The organism is Isobaculum melis, assembly GCF_900111355.1.
Lineage (GTDB): Bacteria > Bacillota > Bacilli > Lactobacillales > Carnobacteriaceae > Isobaculum > Isobaculum melis.
The window spans coordinates 237,220-253,836 of record NZ_FOHA01000002.1 but is presented as its reverse complement, the minus strand read 5'-3'; the positions used below and the strand labels follow the sequence as shown (position 1 = coordinate 253,836).

Here is a 16,617-nt window from a genome sequence, read left to right as displayed (position 1 = left end):
GAGCAATGGATGATGACTTATAAAGGCTATTTAATTGATTTAGACGGAACAATGTATTTAGGAACAAAGAAAATTCCAGCAGCAGCACGTTTTATTAAACGTTTGCAAGAAAAGCAGCTACCCTTTTTATTTGTAACAAACAATACCACCAAGGCTCCTGGAGCAGTGGCGGAAAATTTAAGTACAAACTTTGATATTCATGTTGATTCATCTTTGATTTACACAGGATCAATTGCAACAATTGCTTATTTAAATAAATTAAATTTAGGTAAAACGGTCTATGTAATAGGGGAAGCAGGCTTACGTGCACAATTTACTGAAGCAGGCTATACAATTGAGGAAGAAAATCCAGCGTATGTGGTTGTTGGATTGGATCGTCAAGCAACCTATGAAGAAATCACCAAAGCCGTATTAGCGATTCAAAAAGGTGCAAAATTTATTGGCACAAACAAAGATACCAATATGCCAAGTGAAAGAGGCTTAATACCTGGTGCGGGTGCCATTGCAGCAATGGTGCAAGCTGCTACTCAAACTGAGCCAACCTTTATTGGAAAGCCAGAAGCCATTATTATGGAAGAAGCCTTAAAAGTAATTGGTTTAACCAAAGAAGAAGTTGTGATGGTAGGGGATAACTATGAGACAGATATCATGGCGGGGATTAACAATCAAATTGATACCTTACTTGTTTTTTCTGGATTTACAAGCCCAGAAGATTTAGCACAAAAAGAAAAAATGCCAACACATCAAGTAGCTAGCTTGGATGATTGGGAACTTTAAACAATGAAAAAATACACATTTATTTTAGGGATGATAGGGCTCTTTTTCTTCATCATTACCTTCTCTATCGCAATTGTGATTATTGCTAAACCACTTTATCTATTTGATATTGGGCATTTTCAAATTGAAGAGTTAACAGGAATGAGTAAAGAAGTGCTCACTAAAAATTATGATGTTTTGATGTCTTATTTAAACTTTCCTTGGCAAAATCAGCTCGCAATGCCTGACTTTCCAAGTTCAGCGCAAGGGTTATTTCATTTTGCAGAAGTGAAAAATTTATTTTTATTAAATCATTTTATTTTGATTGTTTCTGGGATTGGGAGTTTCTTCTTCATCAAAGGAATTTATCAAACCAAGAGCAGTTGGCGCTTAGTTAGACCTTTTCAAATTGCAATTGTGGTACCAGTTGTGTTATTAATTTTAATTAGTAGTATGTTTGAGATTGTTTTTGTGAAATTCCATGAAATCTTCTTTAATAATGATGCTTGGATGTTCGATGCTTACACAGATCCAATCATTAATGCTTTACCAGAAGGCTTTTTCATGCATTGCTTCATTTTGGCATTTGTCTTAATGGAAGCACAATTTATCATTGGATATTTTTTAGCCAAGAAAAAAATGAAAACAAGCTAAGAATTTTAATTTCTTAGCTTGTTTTTTTATTTTGTAATATCACTTTTATCAGGATGTGCATGAGCAATTCGACTAGCAGCAGCTGCAGCGATTGCCCCGACAATATCGTCTAGAAACGTATTACAAACACCGTCTTGATGCGTATTTAATTCCTCTAAAATACCTGGTTTTACTTTATCAATATAACCATAATTGGTAAAACCAATGGAACCATAAACATTCACAATCGATAAGGCCATAATTTCATCAATACCATATAAGCCTTCATCTTCAATTAAAATATCTTGTAGGGGCTGTAATAAGGCTTTTTGTTCTGCTAAAATATCTAATTGAATCCCTGTAATCACAGCATTTTGAACCTCGCGTTTTTCAAGGACACTATGCACGCTTTCCATACATAATTCAAAGGATAAATCCTCAATATATTTTTCTTGCAGAAACATCACTAAATCAGCAATTTTTTCTAATGGAACCTTTCTTTCAGCTAATAAATCTAATGCTTTTTGATGTAAGACCTCTGCTTTTTTTACCATAATTTTATCACCTCACTTACTATTATACACGATTTCTACTAAATAACGTGTTTTAGCTTTTCGTGCGAATAAATCTAGTTTTTTACATAGCCTATCTGTCCTTAAAGTCACTTTGCTCTAAAAATAACAGAAAACATGATATACTAAAACAGATTTAATGAAGAAATAGAGAGGTGCACGCAATGTTACCAATGGTAGAATTTTGTGTTAACAATGTGATAAATGGCGGAGAAGAAGTAATTGCACAACTGGAAAAAGATGGCCTAGTGGATGTTGTCGTCAATAATTGCCTTTCTGAATGTACAACTTGTGCAGCTAGCTTGTTTGCGATTGCAGAAGGAGAAGTGATTCATGGGGAATCGGCGCAAGATTTGCTAACCAAAATTTATCGCTATCTTGAAGAAGAAGATTACTTGTAAGAACACATAAAAAAGCCAACAAAAGTTCGAAACTTTTGTTGGCTTTTGCTTATGAACCAAACATACTTGTGCTATGCATTGGTTGTACTCGTGTTTCAGGGTGAATATAATGCATGGCATGATTAATCGCAGTAGGTGCTTCCCCAAAACCAGAAACAATTAGATCAATTTTTCCATCATACGTACAAATATCTCCAGCAGCATAAATACCAGGTATACTCGTTTCCATTTTACTATTCACAACAATTGCATTTTTTTCAAGTGCTAATCCCCAATTTTTAATGGGACCAAGTGCTGAAACAAAACCATGATTAACGACAAAATCATCTACTTCAAGTTCAACTTTTTCATCTCCACGAACTTGTTTTAATTCAATTTTATTGACTTTTTGTTCATTTCCGATTAATTCAGTTGGCACAAAAGGGGTTTTAACCGCTACTTTTGAGTTGTGTAGTAAATGGACACTATGCTCATGTGCTCTAAAATCATTGCGACGATGAATTAAGGTCACTTCTTTTGCAATAGGCTCTAGCATCAGTGCCCAATCAACAGCAGAATCTCCACCACCACAAATTGCAACTTTATGATCTCTAAAACGTTCTAAATCATTAACAAAATAATGTAAGTTTTCTTTTTCATAAAGTGTCGCTTTAGGCAAATCTAATCGTCTCGGTTGAAAAGCGCCATTTCCAGCAGTTACAATAATCGCTTTAGAAAAATGAGTCGCTTGATTGGTTCGCAATTCAAAGGTACCCTCATCATTTTTATCGATTTCTAGGACTTCTTCCTCTAAACAAACAGTTGTATCAAAACGAGCCATTTGGGCTTCCAAGTTAGTCACTAAGTCTTGTGCTGTGATTTCAGGAAAGCCTGCAATGTCATAGATTTTTTTATCTGGATATAATGTAGAAAGTTGACCACCTAATTGTGGTAAGCTTTCAATAATTTTAACTTTTGCATGTCTCATACCACCATAAAATGCTGCAAATAGGCCAATAGGACCACCGCCGATAATGGTGATATCATACATTTCAGGTATGTTCGTCAATGTTTTTTCCTCCAAACAGGTTCTTGCTGGTTTATTTTCCAAGATGAAAATAGGTAATTGATAATGATTATCAACACTTAATATAACATAGATTCTTAGAAAAACACGAAAGAAATGTTAAAATAGTCCTTAACTTTTTCTAAAGAGGTGGAAAAAGACCAAAATGAAGAAATAGCCACTGAGTTAAAAAGGCAATTCCGATTCCTAAAAGAGCACCGCAAACAACCTCTAATGGCTTATGACCAAGCATTTCCTTCAAATGCATTTTTTTCTGCCGCTTTTGTTTGGTAGTGGCAATCCCTTTTACGCTTTCGGCAAGAGCTTGAAAGTCCTCAATCAGATGATTTAAGACAATTCCTTGCTCACCACTAGCTCTTCTAACACCCATTGCATCAAACATCACAATGACCCCAAAAGTTCCAGCAATCGCAACATAGGGAGAAGCAAAACCATTTTGTAAAATTAAAGCAGTGATTAAGGCGCTAACACTAGCTGAATGAGAGCTAGGCATCCCACCAGTTGAAGTAATCAGTGACCAATTCACTTTTTTACGAAAAATAATCGAAATAGGAATTTTTATCAACTGTGAAAAAGTCATAGCAAAAAATGCAGAAACTAATGAAAAATTATTTAAAAGACTCATCTACTCACCTCGTTTTTCCTGGAAATACGCTTATCTTTATCATAACATGAACAAAAGTGGAATGAAAAAAATAAAGACAAAATGAGTATGCGATTTTAGTTTTCAAAGTAAATCCTAGGAAAATGATGGAATTTTTTAAGAGATTTGGGTATGATAGTAAAGAAGAATGAATTTAACTAAAGGAGGACATCTACATGTCTCAATTTCCACAATTATCAAATGAAACAGCTGGCCATCCAGTTGCGACATTAAAAACCAATATGGGCGATATTAAAATTAAATTATTCCCAGAACAAGCACCAAAATCAGTTGAAAACTTTATCGGTTTAGCCGAAAAAGGCTATTACAACGGCATTATTTTTCATCGTGTAATTCCTGATTTTATGATTCAAGGTGGCGATCCAACTGGAACAGGTATGGGTGGCGAAAGCATTTGGGGCAGCGAATTTGAAGATGAATTTTCAAGAGAAGCCTTTAACTTAAATGGCGCCTTATCAATGGCTAATGCTGGACCAAATACAAATGGCAGTCAGTTCTTTATTGTTTCAAATGAAACAGTGCCTGAAAATATGTTAAGTCAGCTTGAAGGTGCAGGTTATCCTCAAGAAATGATTGAAGCTTATCGTGAAAAAGGTGGTACACCTTGGTTAGATTTCCGTCATAGCGTTTTCGGTCAAGTAGTTGAAGGCATGAATGTTGTGAAAGAAATTGAGTCTGTTAAACGTGGACCAAATGATAAGCCAGTTTATGATGTGGTAATTGAAGAAGTTGAAATTGCTAAATAAGAGGCTAAATTAAAGCTAGGGATGAAATAAAACTATTTTATTAGTTTTGTTTCATCCTTTTTTTTGAACGGATAAAAACTGATTATGATCAATGAGGATGCAATAGAAAGAAAGTAAGCATAAAAACGTAAAGAGAGTAGTCGTTGAATAAAGACTGAATGGTCAAGCATCATTTTTAGTGATTCTTAGTGTAAAAATATTAAATTTCTGCCTCAAAGACGCTATTCTGCTTTGAAATATGTTATAATATTTCTGTCTGATTTTTTTAGTTTAATTTTATTGATATAACAGGGAGTGTTTACTCGTGAATATGACAAAGAGAAAAATTTTATGGAGTTTAATGGATGCCTTTTTAATTGTCATCTCTTGCATGATTGCTAATACATTGCTGAATCCGTTTATTACAGTTACAGATACATCAATCATTGTGATAACTGTACTATTTATAGTATTTCATTTTGTTTTATCAAACATTTTTAAGTCCTACTACAAAATGTGGTCTTATGCAGGAATTGGTGAATTATTATCTATTGTTCAAGTCGAAACCTTATCCATCGTCCTAACAATGATTTGTATGTTAGCTTTTGGTCAAGTGTTTAGTATTCGAATGATATTTGTGTCATGGCTATTAGTTGTCGCTGTGATTATGACAAGTCGTTTTGTATTAAGATTTAGACATGATTATAAAATGAATAAATCTCTTGGAGATCCGAATTACCATAAAATTAGAACGCTAATTATTGGCGCTGGTGATGGTGGCGGAATGCTGATTAAGAGAATAAAAAGTAATCCTTATTTAGAAATTGATCCAGTTGGGATTGTTGATGATAATCCTGGAAAATTACATCTACAACTATTTGGTGTAAGTGTGTTAGGTCGAATAGACGATATTCCAGCATTAGTTGAATCAGAGGAAGTAAAGCAAATTATTATTGCGATTCCTTCACTTTCAGGAGATGAATATGAACGTATTTTAGATGTTTGCCGTAACACACATGTGATTGTGAAGGTCATGCCTTCAATTGAAGATGTGATGACAGGTAAACTTTCAGTGAATAAATTTAGAGATATTGATGTTGTTGATTTACTTGGTAGAGAAGAAATCGAGCTGGATATGGATTTAATTTCAGCGAAATTAACTGGCAGAAGCATTCTAGTTTCAGGTGCTGGTGGTTCGATTGGTTCAGAAATTTGTCGTCAAGTAGCAAAATTTAATCCTAAAGCGATTTATTTATTAGGTCATGGAGAAAATTCTATTTATTTGATTGATAAAGAGTTACGAACAAATTATGCAAATCAGTTTAATGTGGTGCCTATTATTGCAGATATTCAAGATCGTGATAGATTATTTAGCATTATGGAAAAATATAAGCCAGATGTTGTCTATCATGCAGCAGCGCATAAACATGTACCTATGATGGAATACAATCCAGGTGAAGCGATTAAGAACAATGTTTATGGAACCAAGAATATTGCAGAAGCAGCAAAAGCTGCTGGCGTGAGCTCTTTTGTGATGATTTCTACTGATAAAGCTGTTAACCCACCAAATATCATGGGGGCAACAAAACGTATTGCAGAAATGATTGTTCAATCCTTAAATGAACCAAACAAAACCAAATTCGTTGCAGTAAGATTTGGAAATGTTTTAGGAAGCCGTGGCAGTGTGATTCCACTTTTTAAAGAGCAAATTCAAAACGGTGGACCGATTACGCTAACAGACAAAAGAATGACCAGATTCTTTATGACCATTCCAGAAGCAAGTCGTTTGGTTATTCAAGCGGGTGTGCTATCTAAAGGTGGAGAAATCTTTATTTTAGATATGGGCGAACCAGTTAAAATTCTTGATTTAGCTAAGAAAATTATTAAATTATGTGGCTATACTGAAGAAGAAATTGGCATTATTGAAACAGGTAAACGTCCAGGGGAAAAATTATATGAAGAATTGCTTGTAGATAGTGAAAAAACAACTGAAAAAGTCTATGATAAAATTTTTGTTGGTGCAGTGCACAATACGGAAATAGATACAATTATGCATTTTGTTGAAAGTGTCGAAGGACTGGATGAAGAGAAATTGAAAAAAGCAGTCATTCAATTTGCCAATGATAATGTATAAATTAAAGTGAAGGATGAGGAAGAAAATATGATGCCTATTTTTAATGAGGATATAGCTTTTTTTAGCACAACTGCTAAAGTAACCTCTCAGACAAATATATTGCCGGAAAAAATGGTACTAGGAAAAGCAAGAAAAAATTATTTATTTTCTTCAAAAGCAGATACAGAGGCATTTTTTCAAGAAAATGATGTGCCCAAGCATCTTTTTGTAGATGTGGAAAATAAAAGAGATTTTGACTTAAAGCAAACCATTGACCAACAATTGGAAAATGTGACACCTAGCAGCCAAATTCATGCCTATAAGCCCAACGATGTCACCATGGAAGCAGCCGATTTATTAATTTCTAAATTAATGAATGATGATGTTGCGGGCAAAAATATTTTAATTTTTGGTGCAGGCAACTTAGGGGCAAAGCTATCCATTCGCTTAGCAGAACGAAATGCCCATGTTTCCATTTGGAACTTGCATGCTGATACGGCTCAAACAGTGATTGATGGAATTAATTTATTTCTTCCTCGCTTTTCACCTAAAATAACGTTTTATCAAGAAATCAAAGACCACTATGATTTGGCTATTAGTTTTATTTCGGCAGAACAAGTCATTGATGCCCATTTTCTTTCAGTCATGAAAGAAAAAGCTTTTGTGATTGATGGTGGTATTTCAAATTATACAAGTTCTTTTATTGCAGATTCTGAAAGTAAAAAGATACGAATGCTTCGATTAGATGTCAGAATGGCTGATGAGTATTTAGCCTTTGCTGCACAGTCTAGACTAGCTGAAGGCTTTTATGAAATGAGTATTGGAGAACGTGAAATTAACGGAATGAATATTGTTTCCGGTGGCATTATTGGACGTTGTGGAGAAGTTGTCGTTGACAGTTATTTACATCCAACACGAATTGTCGGAATTGCAAATGGTTTAGGAGGATTATTAAATGCAGAAGAATACACCCAACAACAACAACAAGACATCGAACGTATTAGAACAGAACTTTTTTAATTTTTTTAAGCGTCTGTTTGATATCATACTAAGTACAATCGCTATTATTTTATTAAGCCCAATTTTCCTAATTGTATCCATTATTATTGTAGCAGATGATGGAATGCCTATTTTGTTTAAACAAAAACGAGTAGGGAAAAATGGTAAAATTTTTGTGATGTATAAATTTAGATCAATGAAAAACATGTCTGAGCGTAAAGAAAGTCCTTCTTACGATTTTGATTGGCCAGATGGTGTACCTGATGACTTTGTATTTAAATCCTCAGGAAGTAATCCAAACATTACGAAAATAGGACAATTTATTCGGAAGTATAGTATTGATGAATTACCACAATTTATTAATGTTTTCCAAGGCAGAATGAGTTTGATTGGTCCAAGACCTGAAATACCAGAAATTACACAACATTACAATGAGCAACAGAAAAAAAGATTATCTGTTAAACCAGGTATTACTGGCTGGGCTCAAGTAAATGGTCGCAGTGATATTGATCATGGAGATAAAATAAAATATGATAATGAGTATGTCGACAACAAAACAATATTATTGGACATAAAAATATTCTTTTTGACTATTTTTCAAACGTTTACTGGTAAAGGTTCTGTGTAGGCACATACACAAAGAGACTTTTTGAAGAATATTCATTAAAGAGGAGCATAGTACAATGGGAAAATTAATTATTGTGTCACAATACACGTCAGACTTCCAAAATGAAGATTATAATCGCTATTCATATATTTATAAGCACTTAAAAGATCACTATCAAACAATCTTCGTTACAAGTACCTTTGATCATTATAAAAAACAACCAAAAGAAGTTCAAAAGGGAATTGTTTATATCCGTGAAAATGGCTATAAAAAAAATATGTCACTTGGCAGGCTCTTTTCGCATTTCTTCTTTTCATTGCGCGTCTTTTTCTTCCTATTGAAGAACGTAAAAAAAGAAGATATGGTTTTATGTGCAGTCCCTTCTAATTCTTTGGGATTTTTTAATGGTTGGGTAAAAAGAATCAAGAAAAATCAATTAATTATCGATGTACATGACACTTGGCCTGAAAGCTTTAAACCTTTACTCAGCCCTAAAATGCAAAAAAGCGTTGTTGTGAATCTATTTTTTGGTTTATGGAAATGGCTTAGATCTTCAGGAATGAAAAAGTGTGATTTATTAGTAGGGGAATCCTATGAGTATGTTTATGACTTTAAAAAGTATGTCAAAAATGGTGATTTATTTCCGATTCTTTTAGGTGTGAATATGCTAAAAATTAATCAAATTCCAGCAGCTGAAATACCAAGAGAAGCAGGTAAATTAAATATTTGTTTTGCGGGTTCTCTAGGTGTCAATTATAATTTAGAAACGGTTGTTGAGACATTAAGAACCTATCAAACAGAATTGAAAGATAACATTAATTTTTATTTTTTAGGAAGTGGAGAGGTTGAACACCTAGTCAAAGAAGTAGCCACTGAATTGTCTTTTGTTCATCATATTCCAAAATCAGACTATGTCACTTATATTGCAAATTTAAAATGTATGGATGTGGGGATTAATTCCTTTACAGAAAATACAAATGTTAAGCTTTCCTATAAACAATCTGATTATATGGCTTGTGGTCTCTTTCTTTTAAATAGCTTAACAGGGAAATTATCTGAAGAACTGATTCAAAAGCATTTAGCTATTCATTATCATGCTGGAAGTCAGACTTCCTTATATGAAGGATTACTGGAAGTCGTGGAATTAAATCAAAATAACCAACTTGATCGTGTTGCAGCAAAGCAATTTGCAACTGACTATTTCGCACGTGAAAAAGTTTATCAGCCTTTATTTGATTGGATTGCAGAAAAATGGCGTAATTAATAAAAGAAATTGTATGGCCTACAAATCACAAAATTTGTTTGCTTAGCATATAGATAGATGTCCTCTGCCTTCGGAACTCCGAAGGCTTTTTGAATGGGCTAAAGAGGATATGCTTCAGAAATATATGTTATTATTTTGCAGTAATTTATGAATAAATCGCCTCAAAAAAAATAAAGAGACACCATAAAATAGATAGAAAAAGGTAATAGCTCTTAATTGAAGTTTAAGAAGTTCTTAAACTATTAAAAAATATGTCATAACAATAAAATTAATGATATAATGTATTATTGAAGCGATATGATAGTCAATGAACAAGAATACATGAGTATTGCTAAGAGTACCCAATAGCAGCTATATGATAAAAATAATGTCAAAGTATGAGCTGTTAATGAAAGAAAAAACATCTTACTAGCAAGACATTGATGAAATGAAAAGAATAACTAAAACTGAGGGTTGGATCTATCTAGAAAAAGCGGCGATAGCCTATCCTCATTAAATGATAAAAAAGATAACACTAGAAAGGTTAATTTTGATGAAACTAACAATTGTACTTGTCCTCTACCAACGATTACTAGAAGAATCTGAGACGTATCAATCTTTGCTTTCATATGAATATTTATTTGAAAGTTTACAGATTGATTATGAATTGCTTGTTTATGACAATAGTCTTGAAAAAATAAATAAAGCGAATGAAAAAATCACTTATTTTCACAATCCTAAAAATCCAGGAATTGCAGTAGCCTATAATGAGGCTTTTTCAATAGGGAAAAAAAATCAAAGCTCATGGTTACTTCTATTAGATCAAGATACTCAATTAACAGAAGCCTATCTTCAAGAGTTATTACTACTTTCCAAAACTGAAAAGAAGGCTTCAGCTATTGTGCCAAAAGTGTTTTTTGGCGAACAGCAGATTTCACCAGTTTTTGCCAAAAACTTACGTCACTTAGAAGAGGATGTTACGATAACAGGCTTAACAAACCAAAAGATTATGAGTATCAACTCTGGGACACTGCTTTCTATGGCATTTATGGAAAAAATCGGTGGTTTTAATCCAAATTTTAAACTTGATTATTTAGATCATTGGTTGTTTCATCAATTAGCGGAGCTAAATGAATCAATTTATGTAATGAATGCGCACTTACAACATGATTTGTCAGTGATGAATTATAAAAATGTGAGTCTTTCAAGATATCAAAGTATTTTAGATGCTGAAGTTTATTTTTATCAGCATTTCCAAAAAGATTTATATCCGCAATATAAGAAGCACCTATTTTTACGTGCGTGCAAACAGCTCCTTCTTGTAGGAAATAAAAAAATTGCTTTATATAGTTATAAAAAGTTTTTTAGACTGCGAGGTAATAATGTATGATTTCAGTATGTCTCTCTGCTTATAATGGCGCCTCCTTTATTGTGAGACAGTTAGAGTCTATTCTTTCTCAGTTAGAGATAACAGATCAAGTGATTGTGATAGATGATTGCTCCACGGATGATACAGTCTCTATTTTAAAACAAAAATTTGGAGATAGAATTGAGATTTATCCAAATGAAAAAAATATGGGCGTGATTAAAAGCTTTGAACGTGCCTTAAGCTTTGTCAAAGGAGATTATGTCTTTTTAAGCGATCAAGATGATGTCTGGTTAGCTGACAAAGTTGAAAAGGTAATGGCTGCTTTTAATCAAGGTGCAGATATTGTGATTCATGATGGCATTGTTGTAGATGGTGATTTTCAAGTACTGAATCATTCTTGGAACCATGAAAATCGCAATAAATTTCCACAAACAATTCTAAAAAATGTATTGAAAAATGCGTTTACAGGCGCTATGATGGCATTTAGAGCAGATTTGATTGAAGAATTTCTACCTATTCCAGATTCAGTTGAAATGCATGATCAGTGGATTGCTTTAGCTGGAATGATGAATCAACGCCATATTGTTGCATTAGATGAACCATTAATGCAGTATGTAAGACATGGTGGTAATGTAACAGGAACTAGAAAAAGAAGCATCAGTGAAAAAATCAACGGACGAATTGGAACAATCAAAGCCATTATAAAATATAAAAAATAAAAAATAAAAAATAAAGAGGATGATTAGCGAATGAAAGGAATAATTTTAGCAGGCGGAAGCGGCACACGTCTATACCCATTAACAAAAGCAGTATCAAAACAATTAATGCCGATTTATGATAAACCAATGATTTATTATCCAATGTCAACCTTGATGTTAGCAGGGATTAAAGATATTTTGCTTATCTCAACACCTACTGACACACCAAGATTTGAACAATTATTCGGTAATGGTCATGAATTAGGCTTAAATATTGAGTATAAAGTTCAGGAGAGTCCTGATGGCCTGGCACAAGCTTTTATTTTAGGTGAAGAGTTTATTGGAGATGACTCTGTTTGCTTGATTCTAGGAGATAACATTTATCATGGTGATGGTTTATCACAAATGTTACAAAGAGCAGCAAATAAAGACAGTGGTGCGACTGTTTTTGGTTATCATGTCAATGATCCAGAAAGATTTGGTGTTGTAGAATTTGATCAAGAAATGCGCGCTGTTTCAATTGAAGAGAAGCCTGAAACACCAAAAAGCAATTATGCTGTGACAGGGTTATATTTCTATGACAATCAAGTAGTAGAGATTGCTAAAAATATTCAGCCTTCTGAACGTGGTGAATTAGAAATTACAGATGTGAATAAAGCCTATTTAGAACGTGGCATACTAGATGTCGAATTGATGGGAAGAGGCTTTGCTTGGTTGGATACAGGCACACATGAGTCCTTACTTGAAGCTTCAACGTTTATTGAAACCATTGAAAAACGTCAAAATTTAAAAGTGGCATGCTTAGAAGAAATTTCATATCGAATGGGGTATATCACAAAAGAGCAATTATTAGCATTGGCTGAACCATTGAAGAAAAATGGTTATGGACAATACTTGTTGAGACTGGCAAATAATAGCTAAGAAAGAGGTTTTTCGAAAATGAAAGTACTAGATACATTATTGCAAGATGTAAAAATTATTGAAACACCAGTACATGGAGATCATCGTGGTTTCTTTACAGAAAGTTATACAAAAGATAAATTTGTTGCGGCAGGTATTACCAATGAATTTATTCAAGACAATCATTCATTATCTGTTGAGCCAGGTGTTATTCGTGGTATGCACTATCAATTAAATCCAAAAGCACAAACAAAATTAGTTCGTGTAACAACTGGCGCAATTTATGATGTGTTGGTAGATATGAGAAAAGGTTCTCCAACTTATGGCCAATGGGAAGGTTATATTTTAAGTGAATATAATCATCGTCAACTACTTGTACCAAAGGGCTTTGCTCATGGCTTCTGTACCATTACTGGCAATGTGAATGTCCAATATAAAGTAGATGAATTATACTCGCCAGAGCATGATAGAGGGATTGCCTTTGATGATCCAGATATTGGGATTGTTTGGCCAATGAACAATCCAATTATGTCTGAAAAAGATACAAAGCATCCACAATTAAAAGATGCAGAGAACAATTTTGTTTGGGAGGAAAAATAAACAATGAAGAATATTTTAGTAACTGGTGGCGCAGGTTTTATCGGAAGTAATTTCGTACATTATATGTTGGAAAACCACCCAGATTATAAAATTATCAACTTAGATTTATTAACTTATGCAGGAAATATCCACAATTTAGATGATGTGAAAGATAATCCAAATCATATTTTTGTCCAAGGAAATATTACCAATCGTGAATTGGTGAGACATTTAGTTAAAGAACATCACATTGATGCTTTTGTTAACTTTGCAGCTGAATCACATGTAGATAGAAGTATTTTACACCCTGAAATCTTTGTTGAAACAAATATTCAAGGAACATTAGCTTTATTAGATGTTGCAAAAGAAATGAATATTGAAAAATATCTACAAGTTTCAACAGATGAAGTTTATGGTTCATTAGGCGCAGAGGGATACTTTACTGAAGAAACACCTTTAGCACCAAATAGTCCCTATTCATCAAGTAAAACAGGTGCTGATTTATTAGTTCGTGCCTACCATGAAACATATGGTATGAATGTAAACATTACACGTTGTTCAAATAACTATGGTCCTTATCATTTTCCAGAAAAATTAATTCCATTAATGATTACCAATGGAATGGATGGTAAAGAGTTACCAATTTATGGTGATGGCCTAAATATTCGTGACTGGCTACATGTACAGGATCATTGCCAAGCAATTGACTTAGTGTTACACAAAGGGCGTAGTGGAGAAGTGTATAATGTTGGTGGACACAATGAGCGTACCAATAATCAAATCGTTGATATCATTATTGAAAAATTAGGCTTATCTCGCGATTTAATCAAATATGTTGAAGATCGTTTAGGACATGATAAACGCTATGCGATTGATCCAACTAAATTAGAAGATGAGTTAGGATGGAAACCTAAGTATACCTTTGATACAGGGATTGTTGAGACAATTGAATGGTATCAAAATAATGAAGCTTGGTGGAGACCATTACAAGAGCGTGCAGCGTTAAACAAATAAGTAAAATAGTTGGTAAGAATTTTTTAATATTCTTTACCAACTATTTTTTGTGTAAAAAGATGTGATACAATAATAACATGAATTTAAGGTCGAAGGAGATAGAATAAGTGAAAGTAATGGCTGTAGTCGTAACCTATGAACCAGATGCAAATGTCTATGAAAATATCAAGTTATTAAGTCAACAGCTGCCTTTTGTTTTAGTAGTAGATAATACTCCAAATCAGCAAACAGTATCCTTTACAGAAAAGCAGATTGAAGTAGTTGATAATGGTGGGAACAAAGGCATTGCCCAACCTTTAAATCTAGGATTAGAGAAAGCCTTAGCCCTTGGTTATGATGGTTTATTTACATTTGACCAAGATAGTCGCGTCACAGAAAATTATATTCAACAGATGGTGCATACCTTTGAAGCCTATGAAAAAGAAATGGGGGTAGCGCCTGCTTTAGTGAGCCCAACTTATCAACATCCAGATGAGGGGATGACCTATGACCTCTCTCAAACCAAACAAACGGGCTATACAGCAATCGAGACAGCTATGACCTCTGGCAATTTATTAAACGTTCCGCTGATTACCAGTAAAGGGATTCGCTTTAGAGAAGATTATTTTATTGACTGTGTTGATCATGAATTTTGTTTTCATCTAAAAAAAGAAAACTTAGTGTTGATTCAGTCCTTTGACAGCTTGCTGCTCCACACATTAGGAGAAGTAACCAGTCATCGTTTCTTAGGAAAAACCATGGTTACAACCAACCATAATGCGATAAGACGCTATTTTATTACAAGAAACAGAATCGCGATGTATAAGGCCTATTGGAAGGGTCAAAAAAGATGGATTCGGACTGATTGGATTAATTCATGGGTTGAATTCATTAAAATTGTACTATTTGAAAAGAATAAATTAAAGAAAATACAAAATGTATGTCGTGGGATAAAAGATGGTCTTTTTAATAAAATGGGACCTTATCCTTATGATAAATAAAGACAGGTGATTAAAAGCGATGGTAAAAACGTTGAAAAATAATAAAATAGTAGGGAACTTTTTCTCTTTAGCAAGTATTCAAGTGCTCAACTACATTTTGCCTGTTGTGACACTGCCTTATTTGATGAGAGTACTAGATTTGAATTCATATGGGGCTTATGGTGTGGCACAAGCGATGACGCAATATTTTATTTTATTTACAGATTATGGATTTAATTTAACCGCTACACGAGATATTTCAAAACAAAGAGAAGATAAAAAAAGAGTCTCTGAAATTTTTTCATCTGTGATGTCAGCTAAAGTCTTATTATTAGTAGTATCCTTTGTTATATTAGTCCTTATTTCTCTGATTGTTCCAAATTTCAGAAAAAATATTTTGTTAAATATTCTAACCTTTGGCATGGTTGTTGGGAGTGTCCTTTTTCCAACTTGGTTTTTTCAGGGGATTGAAGAAATGAAAGTTTCAGCCTTATTAAATGCTTTATCAAAAATATTTTTTACAATTGGTATTTTTATGTTTGTAAAAGCTAAAGGAGATATCTATTTAGTCGCTATTTTAAATTCATTAGGCTATATTATAGCTGGCTGTATTGCACTAGGAATTGCTATCTTTAAATATAAAGTTCGCTTTGTTCGACCAAGTTTTAAACAAATACGAGGACAAATGAGAGAAGGCTGGGATATCTTTGTTTCTAATATTGCTTCAAGTATTTATACAATCGGAAATACGCTCTTGCTAGGTGCTTTTACAAATAACACCATTACCGCTTATTATACCGGTGCAGATAAGATTATTACTGCTTGCTCAAGTGTGATTTCACCAATTATCCAAGCTGTTTATCCTCATGTGAGTCGTTTAATGAACGAGTCTAAAATACAGGTAATTAAGCTTACTAGAAAAATATGGATAGGCATTACGATTGTCATTGGTGCAGGTTGTGTGGTATTGCTGTTCTTTTCAGGCTGGATCTTCCCAATTGTTTTTGGTGAAAAATACAATGATTCCATCATACTGATTCAAATCATGTCCTTTTTACCACTTATTCGTGGCTGGACCAATGTCTTTGGTGTCTTAACAATGATTAATTTTGGCTATCAACGTTTCTTATCCAAAATTTACTTTTTTGCTAGCATGATTAGCTTGGTCACAATGCCTGTCTTAATTTACTTTTTACAGGACAAAGGCGCAGCACTTAATCTAACGATGATTGAATTGGGCATTATGATTAGCATGTATGTCCTATTAAGAAAGAAAGAAATTAATATACCAAAAGGAACGATTAAAATAGAGGAGTGAA

At 33.5% G+C, this 16,617-nt stretch carries 18 protein-coding genes; 15 read left to right on the top strand and 3 right to left on the bottom strand.

The annotated features are described in order from the left end of the window. Window positions 1–12 precede the first annotated feature (12 nt). Both BMW29_RS02945 and BMW29_RS02940 read left to right on the top strand, forming a co-directional pair. Window positions 13–777 (top strand): TIGR01457 family HAD-type hydrolase, encoded by a 765-nt coding sequence (locus tag BMW29_RS02945; protein ID WP_092650354.1) that lies wholly within the window; start codon window positions 13–15, stop codon window positions 775–777. Between the two features lie 3 nt (window positions 778–780). Continuing rightward, complete coding sequence (locus tag BMW29_RS02940) at window positions 781–1,410, top strand: TIGR01906 family membrane protein (protein WP_092650135.1); 630 nt, start codon at window positions 781–783, stop codon at window positions 1,408–1,410. A gap of 26 nt (window positions 1,411–1,436) precedes the next feature. On the opposite strand, the gene BMW29_RS02935 is transcribed toward BMW29_RS02940, so the two are convergent. Continuing rightward, window positions 1,437–1,943, bottom strand: coding sequence for a phosphatidylglycerophosphatase A family protein (locus tag BMW29_RS02935; RefSeq protein WP_092650133.1), 507 nt, complete (start codon window positions 1,941–1,943; stop codon window positions 1,437–1,439). A 182-nt stretch (window positions 1,944–2,125) separates the two neighbouring features. Between BMW29_RS02935 and BMW29_RS02930 the strand changes: the two genes are divergently transcribed. After that, entirely contained in the window at window positions 2,126–2,362 is a 237-nt protein-coding gene (locus tag BMW29_RS02930) for a YuzB family protein (protein ID WP_092650131.1), read from the top strand. Between the two features lie 49 nt (window positions 2,363–2,411). Here BMW29_RS02930 and BMW29_RS02925 read toward each other — a convergent pair whose 3' ends face one another. Beyond that, a complete protein-coding gene (locus tag BMW29_RS02925) occupies window positions 2,412–3,392 on the bottom strand; it encodes an NAD(P)/FAD-dependent oxidoreductase (protein ID WP_092650352.1) in 981 nt (326 codons plus the stop codon). Between the two features lie 157 nt (window positions 3,393–3,549). Next, on the bottom strand, window positions 3,550–4,053 hold the full coding sequence (locus BMW29_RS02920) for a divergent PAP2 family protein (protein ID WP_092650129.1): 504 nt from the start codon (window positions 4,051–4,053) through the stop codon (window positions 3,550–3,552). A gap of 194 nt (window positions 4,054–4,247) precedes the next feature. On the opposite strand from BMW29_RS02920, the gene BMW29_RS02915 reads away from it, so the two are divergent. The 12 genes from BMW29_RS02915 (at window position 4,248) to BMW29_RS02860 (ending at window position 16,616) form a co-directional block, all read left to right on the top strand. Then, the gene (locus BMW29_RS02915; RefSeq protein WP_092650127.1) at window positions 4,248–4,838 is read left to right on the top strand and encodes a peptidylprolyl isomerase; all 591 of its coding nucleotides are present in this window, start codon (window positions 4,248–4,250) and stop codon (window positions 4,836–4,838) included. Between the two features lie 310 nt (window positions 4,839–5,148). Further along, window positions 5,149–6,951: a polysaccharide biosynthesis protein gene (locus tag BMW29_RS02910; protein ID WP_092650350.1), complete on the top strand. Its 1,803-nt coding sequence runs from the start codon at window positions 5,149–5,151 to the stop codon at window positions 6,949–6,951. Window positions 6,952–6,981: 30 nt separating this feature from the next. Next, on the top strand, window positions 6,982–7,950 hold the full coding sequence (locus tag BMW29_RS02905; RefSeq protein WP_177165656.1) for an NAD(P)-binding domain-containing protein: 969 nt from the start codon (window positions 6,982–6,984) through the stop codon (window positions 7,948–7,950). Further along, window positions 7,886–8,557: a sugar transferase gene (locus tag BMW29_RS02900; protein WP_092650123.1), complete on the top strand. Its 672-nt coding sequence runs from the start codon at window positions 7,886–7,888 to the stop codon at window positions 8,555–8,557. Before BMW29_RS02905 ends, BMW29_RS02900 begins: the two co-directional genes overlap by 65 nt. A 55-nt stretch (window positions 8,558–8,612) precedes the next feature. Continuing rightward, complete coding sequence (locus tag BMW29_RS02895; protein ID WP_092650120.1) at window positions 8,613–9,800, top strand: glycosyltransferase family protein; 1,188 nt, start codon at window positions 8,613–8,615, stop codon at window positions 9,798–9,800. 532 nt (window positions 9,801–10,332) lie between these two features. Next, complete coding sequence (locus tag BMW29_RS02890) at window positions 10,333–11,169, top strand: glycosyltransferase (RefSeq protein WP_177165655.1); 837 nt, start codon at window positions 10,333–10,335, stop codon at window positions 11,167–11,169. Then, window positions 11,166–11,867: a glycosyltransferase family 2 protein gene (locus BMW29_RS02885; RefSeq protein ID WP_092650116.1), complete on the top strand. Its 702-nt coding sequence runs from the start codon at window positions 11,166–11,168 to the stop codon at window positions 11,865–11,867. The genes BMW29_RS02890 and BMW29_RS02885 overlap by 4 nt, the downstream gene beginning before the upstream one ends. Before the next feature lie 30 nt (window positions 11,868–11,897). After that, window positions 11,898–12,767, top strand: a complete 870-nt coding sequence (rfbA, locus tag BMW29_RS02880; RefSeq protein ID WP_092650114.1) for a glucose-1-phosphate thymidylyltransferase RfbA — start codon at window positions 11,898–11,900, stop codon at window positions 12,765–12,767. Window positions 12,768–12,785: 18 nt separating this feature from the next. After that, on the top strand, window positions 12,786–13,346 hold the full coding sequence (gene rfbC, locus BMW29_RS02875) for a dTDP-4-dehydrorhamnose 3,5-epimerase (RefSeq protein WP_092650112.1): 561 nt from the start codon (window positions 12,786–12,788) through the stop codon (window positions 13,344–13,346). Window positions 13,347–13,349: 3 nt separating this feature from the next. After that, complete coding sequence (rfbB, locus tag BMW29_RS02870; RefSeq protein WP_092650110.1) at window positions 13,350–14,339, top strand: dTDP-glucose 4,6-dehydratase; 990 nt, start codon at window positions 13,350–13,352, stop codon at window positions 14,337–14,339. A 116-nt stretch (window positions 14,340–14,455) separates the two neighbouring features. Continuing rightward, the gene (locus tag BMW29_RS02865; protein WP_245706221.1) at window positions 14,456–15,319 is read left to right on the top strand and encodes a glycosyltransferase; all 864 of its coding nucleotides are present in this window, start codon (window positions 14,456–14,458) and stop codon (window positions 15,317–15,319) included. A gap of 19 nt (window positions 15,320–15,338) precedes the next feature. Continuing rightward, window positions 15,339–16,616 carry a flippase gene (locus BMW29_RS02860; RefSeq protein WP_092650106.1) on the top strand — a complete coding sequence of 426 codons (1,278 nt, stop codon included), beginning with the start codon at window positions 15,339–15,341 and terminating at the stop codon, window positions 16,614–16,616. Window position 16,617: the final 1 nt, after the last annotated feature.